General features: G+C 42.0%; 9 protein-coding genes. 6 read left to right on the top strand and 3 right to left on the bottom strand.

The annotated features are described in order from the left end of the window. Window positions 1-80 precede the first annotated feature (80 nt). Window positions 81-1,277, top strand: coding sequence for a Coenzyme F420 hydrogenase/dehydrogenase, beta subunit C-terminal domain (locus NJ959_RS20775; RefSeq protein WP_254013651.1), 1,197 nt, complete (start codon window positions 81-83; stop codon window positions 1,275-1,277). 141 nt (window positions 1,278-1,418) lie between these two features. Here NJ959_RS20775 and NJ959_RS20770 read toward each other — a convergent pair whose 3' ends face one another. Further along, the gene (locus NJ959_RS20770) at window positions 1,419-2,240 is read right to left on the bottom strand and encodes a DUF4231 domain-containing protein (RefSeq protein ID WP_254013650.1); all 822 of its coding nucleotides are present in this window, start codon (window positions 2,238-2,240) and stop codon (window positions 1,419-1,421) included. A gap of 282 nt (window positions 2,241-2,522) precedes the next feature. Between NJ959_RS20770 and NJ959_RS20765 the strand changes: the two genes are divergently transcribed. From NJ959_RS20765 to NJ959_RS20755, 3 genes are all read left to right on the top strand, one after another. Next, a complete protein-coding gene (locus NJ959_RS20765; protein WP_309242677.1) occupies window positions 2,523-2,930 on the top strand; it encodes an ATP-dependent zinc protease family protein in 408 nt (135 codons plus the stop codon). Next, the gene (rimK, locus tag NJ959_RS20760) at window positions 2,930-3,829 is read left to right on the top strand and encodes a 30S ribosomal protein S6--L-glutamate ligase (protein ID WP_254013649.1); all 900 of its coding nucleotides are present in this window, start codon (window positions 2,930-2,932) and stop codon (window positions 3,827-3,829) included. The genes NJ959_RS20765 and rimK overlap by 1 nt, the downstream gene beginning before the upstream one ends. Before the next feature lie 156 nt (window positions 3,830-3,985). Then, a complete protein-coding gene (locus NJ959_RS20755) occupies window positions 3,986-4,888 on the top strand; it encodes an alpha/beta hydrolase (protein ID WP_254013648.1) in 903 nt (300 codons plus the stop codon). Window positions 4,889-4,945: 57 nt separating this feature from the next. Here NJ959_RS20755 and NJ959_RS20750 read toward each other — a convergent pair whose 3' ends face one another. Continuing rightward, entirely contained in the window at window positions 4,946-5,593 is a 648-nt protein-coding gene (locus NJ959_RS20750; protein ID WP_254013647.1) for a CSLREA domain-containing protein, read from the bottom strand. Between the two features lie 34 nt (window positions 5,594-5,627). Further along, window positions 5,628-6,965, bottom strand: a complete 1,338-nt coding sequence (locus NJ959_RS20745; RefSeq protein WP_254013646.1) for an FAD-dependent oxidoreductase — start codon at window positions 6,963-6,965, stop codon at window positions 5,628-5,630. Window positions 6,966-7,089: 124 nt separating this feature from the next. Between NJ959_RS20745 and NJ959_RS20740 the strand changes: the two genes are divergently transcribed. Together NJ959_RS20740 and NJ959_RS20735 are read left to right on the top strand one after the other, a co-directional pair. Further along, a complete protein-coding gene (locus NJ959_RS20740; protein ID WP_254013645.1) occupies window positions 7,090-8,439 on the top strand; it encodes a DUF3370 domain-containing protein in 1,350 nt (449 codons plus the stop codon). A gap of 165 nt (window positions 8,440-8,604) precedes the next feature. Beyond that, window positions 8,605-8,934 (top strand): hypothetical protein, encoded by a 330-nt coding sequence (locus tag NJ959_RS20735; protein ID WP_254013644.1) that lies wholly within the window; start codon window positions 8,605-8,607, stop codon window positions 8,932-8,934. The last annotated feature ends 41 nt before the right edge of the window (window positions 8,935-8,975 follow it).

The following is an 8,975-nucleotide window of genomic DNA, read 5'->3' as shown; positions in this document are numbered from 1 at the left end:
GGGGCTGGGGGAGGGGTTTGCTATAAACTCTAAGATATCTTGAGAAAAGAAAATCCCCTTGAGAAACAAAATAATTTTAAATGACAGCCACAACCCCCAAACACAAAAAAGCCAAAGCACTCAAACCGACTAGCCGCCGCCCCGCCAAGCAACTCTGTAGCGAATGCGGACTTTGCGATACCTATTACATCCATTATGTCAAGGATGCCTGCGCCTTCCTAAATCAGCAAATCGCCCAACTCGAAGCACAAGCCCACGGGCGCAGCCGCAATTTAGATAATCCCGATGATTGGTACTTCGGTGTCAGTCAAGATATGATGGCAGCGCGGAAAATTGAACCTATTGAGGGGGCACAATGGACGGGAATTGTTAGTACCATTGCTATTGAAATGTTGAATAGCGGCAAAGTGGAAGGTGTTGTCTGCGTCCAAAATACTAAAGAAGACCGCTTTCAACCTATGCCTATTATCGCACGGACACCGGAGGAAATTCTGGCGGCACGGGTGAATAAACCCACTCTATCACCGAATCTTTCTGTATTGGAACAGGTGGAACAATCAGGGATGAAGCGGTTATTAGTAATTGGTGTGGGTTGCCAAATTCAAGCTTTGCGGGCAGTGGAGAAACAGTTAGGGTTAGAAAAACTCTATGTTTTGGGTACTCCCTGTGTAGATAATGTCAGTCGTGCGGGATTACAAAAGTTCTTGGATACGACTAGTAAATCGCCGGATACGGTAGTCTATTACGAATTCATGCAAGATTTCCAAGTTCACTTCAAACATGAAGATGGTTCCCTGGAAAAAGTTCCCTTTTTCGGACTCAATACTAAGGAATTAAAAGATGTCTTTGCTCCTTCTTGTATGAGTTGTTTTGATTATGTCAATTCCTTGGCAGATTTAGTGGTTGGCTACATGGGCGCACCTTTTGGCTGGCAATGGATTGTGGTAAGAAATGATACTGGACAGGAAATGTTGGATTTAGTATTAAATCAAATAGAAACTCAACCTGTTACATCCAAAGGTGACAGGCGACAAGCCGTACAACAGAGTATCCCTGCTTACGATAAGGCTGTGACTCTACCCATGTGGGCAGCTAAATTAATGGGAGTTGTAATTGAGAAAATTGGTCCTAAAGGATTAGAATATGCCCGATTTTCGATTGACTCTCACTTTAGCCGCAACTATTTATATGTGAAGCGGAATTATCCGGAGAAGTTAGAGGCGCATGTGCCAGAGTATGCCAAGCGAATTGTGGGACAATATCAATTACCAGAATAAGAAAATAAACCCAACCCCCTTGGAATCTCACTACTAACCTGAGTACAGGTATAGGGTGTAGGGTGCGTTATGCTTTGCTAACGCACCCTACAGAGGGAGGTTTTGCGTAAATCTTATTATCCCTAATTAGGCAGGATTAGATTAAGTCTGATCCATCTTTGTTTCTTCTGCCTTCTTCTGGTCCGGTGTTACTTGTTTGAGATGAATGTTATTCACCTGAATGATAAAGTTCTCAATGGCAATTTTTGCCTGTTGTTGACGTTGAGTTTCCTCAGCAATATCATAACACCGATAAGATGGTGTCACTCCCAAGACAAATTTCTCAATTTCCGCTTCTAACAATTCAACCGTAGCATTGGCTGCAATCCACGTTTCCTGAAAGGGAAAGGAGGTAACAATACTGGTGACGATAGCAGCAACAGCCGGAAAAATTACTGGCAGCCACTTCAGCCACGACGAGCCTGCCTCCAATTTATCTACCAACACTAAAATTGGCGTGATTCCAGATAGCACAATTGTTGAAATTTGGGAACTATAGTAAATGTTTCTGGCATTTGTTCTGGTTTTTTTGTAGTCCTCAATTAACTCTTGGCAATACTGTAAAGCCGTTTCTCTCGCTGGCTTTAGGGAATCAGTTGCGATAGATGTTCCCATCAACAAATAAGCATATATTTCCGCCTTTCTTGACATCTTTGCTTCATAGTTATCGCGCTTATAATCAGCTAGCAATTTGCGATTGAGAAGGATAAAGAAGATAGAGCCAGACAGTAAAATTGCTGTCCAGATTAAGACAAGTTGATTGCCTTGAAAAACAAAACTGAGAATCCATGTCCCGATAAAAGCAGCCAAGCATAAATACTCAACTATCTTCATAAAAGACAAAAGACTTTCACTTAATACACCAGACGATTCCGTAAATGTACTTGGCACTTCAGTTGGTTTTGTTACCTCAGAATTAGTCATGTTGTAACACTAGATTTGCAGATTCGATATTAATATAGCACTGGTTGGCTCTATTGTAAAACACTCCCAAAATGAAAATAGGGTATGGGTCAAGGGGAGTATCGCAACTGCCACAGCGGTTAGGACATTCTAAGCTAGTAAATTTTAACAAGGTGCTAGAGCCAATTATCCTAAGCGCCTTGGCGACTGCTATATCTCTGAGAATAGAGCATATAATTATATCGATAATATTTATTAGATCTGATTTTTTTAGATAAAATTTAGATTGCCCAATGACTTGGCATTAGAGAAATTAAAGCGAAAATAGATACTGGGGCATGTTCCTCAGCGTTACATGCTTTCGATATCGAAATCATTAAATGTGGTGGTAAACAAATCGTCCGTTTTAGCGTACACCCGTACCAGGGAGATAATCGCCACACCGTCACCGCCGAAGCCGAATTATTGGATATGCGACAGGTGCGTAATTCCGGGGGACAAGCTCAAATTAGACCAGTAATCCAGACAATTGTAGAATTAGGTGGCTATCGCTGGTTGATTGAACTTACATTGACTAATCGAGATGTGATGGGTTTCCGAATGCTTCTAGGGCGACAGGCAATACGTCACCGCTTTTTGGTCGATGCAAGTCGGTCATTCCTACATAGCTCAACTGGGAACTGTAAAGCGAACTCTAGTACAAAATCATAATGAAAATCGCCATTTTATCCCAGGAAGCTTCGCTCTACTCTACCCAACGCCTCAAAGAAGCTGGAGAGGCACGAGGTCACGATCTGGAGGTGATTAATTATCTGCGCTGTTATATGAACATTACCGCTCATAAACCAATGGTAATGTATCAGGGGAAACCATTAGCGGATCTTGACGCAATTATTCCCCGCATCGCTGCATCCAAAACATTTTACGGTACTGCTGTTGTCAGGCAGTTTCAATTAATGGGTGTCTTCAGTGCCAATGATTCTCAAGCTATTTCTCGATCTCGCGATAAGCTCCGCTGTCTCCAAATTCTCTCCCGCGAAGGCATTGGCTTACCCATTACAGGTTTTGCCCACTCCATACAAGATATTGACGGATTAATTGATATAGTTGGAAGTACTCCCCTGGTAATTAAAGTCCTAGAGGGTACTCAGGGTATCGGGGTGATGCTGGCAGAAACCCAGCAAGCAGCTAAGTCTGCGATCGAAGCCTTTCGTGGTTTGAATGCCAATATTCTGGTGCAGGAATTTATCAAAGAAGCAGAAGGCGTGGATATTCGCTGTTTTGCCATCGGTGATAAAGTAGTCGCATCAATGAAACGACAAGGCGCACCAGGGGAATTTCGCTCAAACCTCCACCGGGGCGGTACTGCCGAGAAAATTAAGTTAACTCCAGAGGAGCGCATCACCGCAGTACGCGCTACAAAGGCAATGGGATTAAGAGTAGCAGGAGTTGATCTATTGCGATCGCATCATGGTCCAGTTGTGATGGAAGTCAATTCCTCGCCGGGACTAGAAGGTATAGAAAAAGCAACAGGGGTGGATGTGGCGGGTAAAATTATTGAGTTTTTGGAGAAAAATGCCGCTTTGGGAAAAACGCGCGATCGTCTTTAATAGGGAGTGGGACTTCGACTGGCGCTCAGAGTGGCGCTCAGACTGGCGCTCAGACTGGCGCTCAGTCGAGGCGGAGTGGGGAAGTCAAAAATAACAACTTCTCTTCTATCCCCTAGCCCATACCATATCGTTAACAAAAAAAACAGCAAAAAAACTATGGCTTATCAAACTTGGGATGACCACTATAAACGTCTTGTATCAGATAAAATTCGCAACCAAGGTTGTGCCCCGCAAATTATCCAGCATGAGGAAGTAGCAGACAATGCAATCGTGTTAATTCATGGATTAACAGATTCGTCTTATTTTATGAAGCCTATTGGTCAAGAGTTTTATCGGAATGGCTTTAACGTAGTCATCCCATTACTCCCAGGACATGGACTAAAAGATCCTGAAAAAAAGATGAATTCTGTGAATTTAGCCGAATGGCAGAATGAAGTGAATTTTGCTGTAGATTGTGCTAAGAAACTGGGGAAAAGAGTTTCTATTGGTGGTTTATCGACAGGGGGCGCACTTAGCGTTTGGAAAGCTAGTGTAAATCCCGATGATATTACAGGTGGACTGTTCTTATTTTCGGCAGCTTTAGATATTGGAAGTCGATTTGGAGATGTGACAGAAAAACTCCTCAGATTCAGTCCCTTGGTAAGTGTTGTAGATACGGTGCAAGACAGAGTTCAAATAGGATTAGTTGGTGATAATCCCTATCGATACGCCAGAATGGATACTAATGGTGCAGCTAGATTATCAGATTTGATTAAAGAAATCGAAGATCGGTATCGGAATAAACCAAAATATAGCGACATAAATCAACCCGTCTTTATCGCTCATTCAGAAGCAGATAAAGCTGCCGATATCGCTGAATTAGAACTCTTGTTTAAAAACCATCCGCGTAAAGATAATATCCAATTTTTCCGGATTACCAAAAAGGATAATGTCAGTCATGCTAGCGTGATACTAGCTGATAATCTACTGTCATCAACGGGAGGAATTTTAGAACGTAAGAATCCGGTTTTTGGGGAGATGATGCGTCAGGCGGTGGAATTCGCTAAGAAGAATTTGTAATTGATTGTTGGTTGTTGGTTGTTGGTTATTGGTTATTGGTTGTTGGTTGAGAGCTAATTATTGGTCAAATAAGGGAAAGATTGAGTTTACCTCAAGGAAAAATGGCTGCTTGCACTTCAATCCCTCGGGAAAATTCAGACGTATTCCCTTGTGCATCCGTTGCCGTTGCTGCGATCGATTGTCCAATAAGTGTGGGAGGCAAAACGGTACTGAAAACTGCTTCTCCTGTACTATACCAGAGCGTTGAAACCGATTAATAACTAATCCCCGGATCGCAACCCGATCGGCGTTAATGGTAATACCACTAACATTTCCCGCAGCAGCACCGTTTAGTTCGATAATAGGACGGCTAATTGTTATTATTTGGCGTGGAGGAGGACTAGCAATTGGATTAGGACAGGTTACAGAGTAAGTTTCAGCTATTTTGAAATCCTGTTGGGATGTGCCATCGATTACAACTGCTTCAGTAATTGTTGGTAATATCGAATTTGGGGTGATAGTTGACTGATCTGATTGAATATTGAATGTAATTTTGTCAATTTTGGGTAAAGGGGAACCTGCAAGGCAATCACCCTTGGTAGTATCGCTATTTGTATTGGCATTATTAATCGCTTCACGTAGGGTGCAATTGCCATCGCCAGCATTTATATTATCAGCGCTTATATTGACTACAATTATAATCGCTTGTGCCGCAGTATTATACATTAATCGTCCTCAACTAAGAGAATTTTCATGGGCTTTAATTAATTTTAACATGCTTTTTCCTGATTAACCGATCGTTAGAATCCTTGACTCTTGAAATCCAGCTTTGATAGGATTTAAGAATATCAGCAAAGGGAATAGTTGAGTCAGCGATTAAGTCTCGTAAGCTGGGTTTAAAAATATTAGGCAATAGCTTATTCATCACTCTTGCAAAATTTTCCCTCAAGATAAACTCAGTAAATAAAGCTTTGGATGAGGGAAAAACGTTATTATCAAGTTCTGATAATGCGTAGGCATCTGGTTGACGCTTGATGGTAAATTGTGCTAAAGCATCCTCCCATTTCTCGCTATATTCATCCAAAAGGCTATCTAATAGCATCACATCTTCAAAAGCTACATTGCAACCTTGACCAAGAGAAGATGATATAGCATGAGCAGCATCTCCCATAATTAGTACACTGTCACCATAATGATAGCGATTACAGCGAATCTTTAATTGGGGCGATGGTGGTCTTTTTAAGAATGCTTCTGCCTCTGATTCAGAGATAAGCTGACCAACTTCTGGTATATACTTGTGAAAAAATGCGATCGCGTCTTCTTTGCTTGAAATACCTGCCACATTCCCATCGTCTGGCTCAAAGAATAGCAAGCCGATAAATGTTCCATCTAGTTGAGGTACTGCACCAAAAGCTATACCATTGTATGGTCTCCAAACATGAAGGCAATCTCGTTGTAAATCAATACCTGCCTTTTCATTGCTACCAGGAATAAAAACTGTTTTGTAGCCACTCCGAACATGTTTTTGCTCAAAGTCAAAAGACTCTGTTGTCAGGAAATGCTTTCTCACTACTGAATGCGCACCATCTGTACCAATTAATAAGTCATAATTAACATTAACTTTTTCTCGATCCTCCTCTACTGATGCTTCTCTAACTTTTTCAAATCCCAAAGTCTTGGCGGCAAAATCTACCTGGGTACATTTACAGCCAAAGTTAATTTTGACTTGATTACTTTCATAGTTTTTCGTTAAAGTTTCTAACAGAGTAATTACTAACCTAGTCCGGTTGGTGTTAAATGTTGGTGTTCGTTTAGATAAGAAGAGTGTCTTCCCGTTTTCTTTGTGGACTATAACACCTTTATTTTTGACAGACTCAGCTTTGATTGCTGCTTCAAGTCCATCAATTTTTCTTAAAGCCTTCAGTCCCCTTTCACTTAAACCATAAGGAATAGTTCGAGAATTATCGAGGGAGACAAGGCGAGGATCGCTGCGGCGTTCGTAAATGTTAATCTGGTATTGAGTGCTACGATTCAATAAGTAGTGGGCAAGGAGAAGTCCACAGGGCCCAGCACCGACGATGATAACTTTGTTGGTCATTTTTTCAGAGATAATAATTAATCGAGATTTCAGTAAGAATGGCTAATTGCTAATGGCTCATGGCTAATCCCTAGCCCCTAGCCCCTAGCCTCTATCTCTTGTCCCCTAACTAGTTTATTACTTCATGTTCTCATTTTTACCAATTTTCCCCCTCGCCCAAGCAACTCCAACACCTCCGCCAGAAGAAATTGTCCAACCTCAAGAAGTTCGTCCCTTGCCAGGAAAGTTGGATAATATTCCCGTATTTAATAGTAACAGTCCGGAATTAGTACTGAAAGAAGGTATCTTACTTTCCACTTTTCCCGCAGATGGAAAAAGCACCCCGAGCGCCCATCTAAATTTTACATTTAACGGACAGTTTGATATCTTTGCCCATCATATTGCTAAAGCGGCTAATCCAGAGGATTTGCGTACTCTATATTTGGGTATCATTGTCCACAATCCAGGGAAAAAACCAGTAACAGTAGATATTTTACAGGCAGCTAGTTACTTGAGCCAGCCTGATGCACCTTTTATTCAATTACCCTCCATAGTCGATAATCCCAATAGTACAATTTATTCAGGTCCTGGCGATCGCGCGATGAATGATATCCTACGCGGGTATCGCCAAGCCGATTTTCCCCCTCAATTAGTTATCCCAGCCGGGGAAAGCCGGATGTTACTCAATCTGCCGATTCCGGTGCAAACCCTGTCACCCCCGCTAAATGGTCGTTCTACCTTGATGCGGTTGCGGAGTGATGGGATAATATACATTGCCAGTCTCGCCCGATATGCGCCTGTGGATGAGGCAGGAAAAGAAAGGGAACCAACTCTGGGAGAATGGCAGGAGATACTGGAATTAGGGGAATTATCCACACCGCGCGATCGCACTCCCACTCCGCCGAATCCGATTACTGATAAAATCATTTATGGTAGAGTTGCGGGTGTTGCTCTCGGTTCCATCTGGAATACTGAATTAGTTGATAATCCAAATGTTAATTTTTTGACTATTCCCAAACCTGGACAAGCTTTTTCTTACGGATTGAGTACTCTCCCTGGCGGACTTTTAGGAACAGGGCAAAGTCAAAGTGCTAATCTGTTAGTGCGCTATCCGGATACTGCTTATTTTGCACATGGTAACTATGGAGTGCAATACAGTCTCACTTTACCTCTATATAATCCTACTAGCGAGACCCAAAAAGTTACAGTATCTCTACAAACACCAATTAAAGAAAACTCTATCCAAGGTGGATTGCGATTTTTCTCATCATCTAGCCAACCCATCTTTTTTCGAGGCACTATCCAAATTCGCTATAACGATGATGGAGGAATTCCTCGCACTCGCTATCTCCATTTGATACAAAGACGAGGAGAAGAAGGGGAACCTTTGGTAACTTTAAATATGCCACCATCTAATCGCCGATTGGTGCAAGTAGATTTTCTCTATCCTCCTGATGCTTCCCCACCACAAGTTTTGACTGTTACTTCTGATTAAGTTGGAATAATATTTTTTTAACGCAGAGGTACGCAAAGGTAAGCGCATAGACGCGGAGCGGCTTCTCGTAGAGTAGGTACGCAGAGGATAGGACAAATCTGTTGGTTTAATCCGCTAACCTCTCAGGTATATTATGATATAATGAAGAATTAATTTTAAAATACCATGTTAAAATCCTTGATTCTCAAAGTTCTCCGGTTGGTTGCTATAACTTTACTTGTCGCTCAAGTTACCTTTTCTCCTGCGCTAGCCGTAGAGACTCAATCCTCAGCAGGAGTAAATACAAATACCTCAGAAGTAGTGGATAAGGGCGATATTAATGTACCCGTTACCACTACACCAACAGTAGATGGCACAAGAGTAACTCCAAGTAGTAAGGGTGAGAAAGAATCTGCTGTTTCAGCAGAGCGATTAACTTATCCTCAGCCTCCTCATCTATATGATATGGAAGCAATTGAACAATTTAATGCCGAATTGTATGGAGAAGGAAATTGATGGGGGAGTGAGGAGTGGGGAGTGGGAAGTAGGGAGTAGGG

This window comes from Limnofasciculus baicalensis BBK-W-15, from assembly GCF_024178385.1.
In the GTDB taxonomy this organism is placed as follows: Bacteria; Cyanobacteriota; Cyanobacteriia; order Cyanobacteriales; family Coleofasciculaceae; genus Limnofasciculus; species Limnofasciculus baicalensis.
This window is presented reverse-complemented; position numbering and strand designations above follow the sequence as displayed.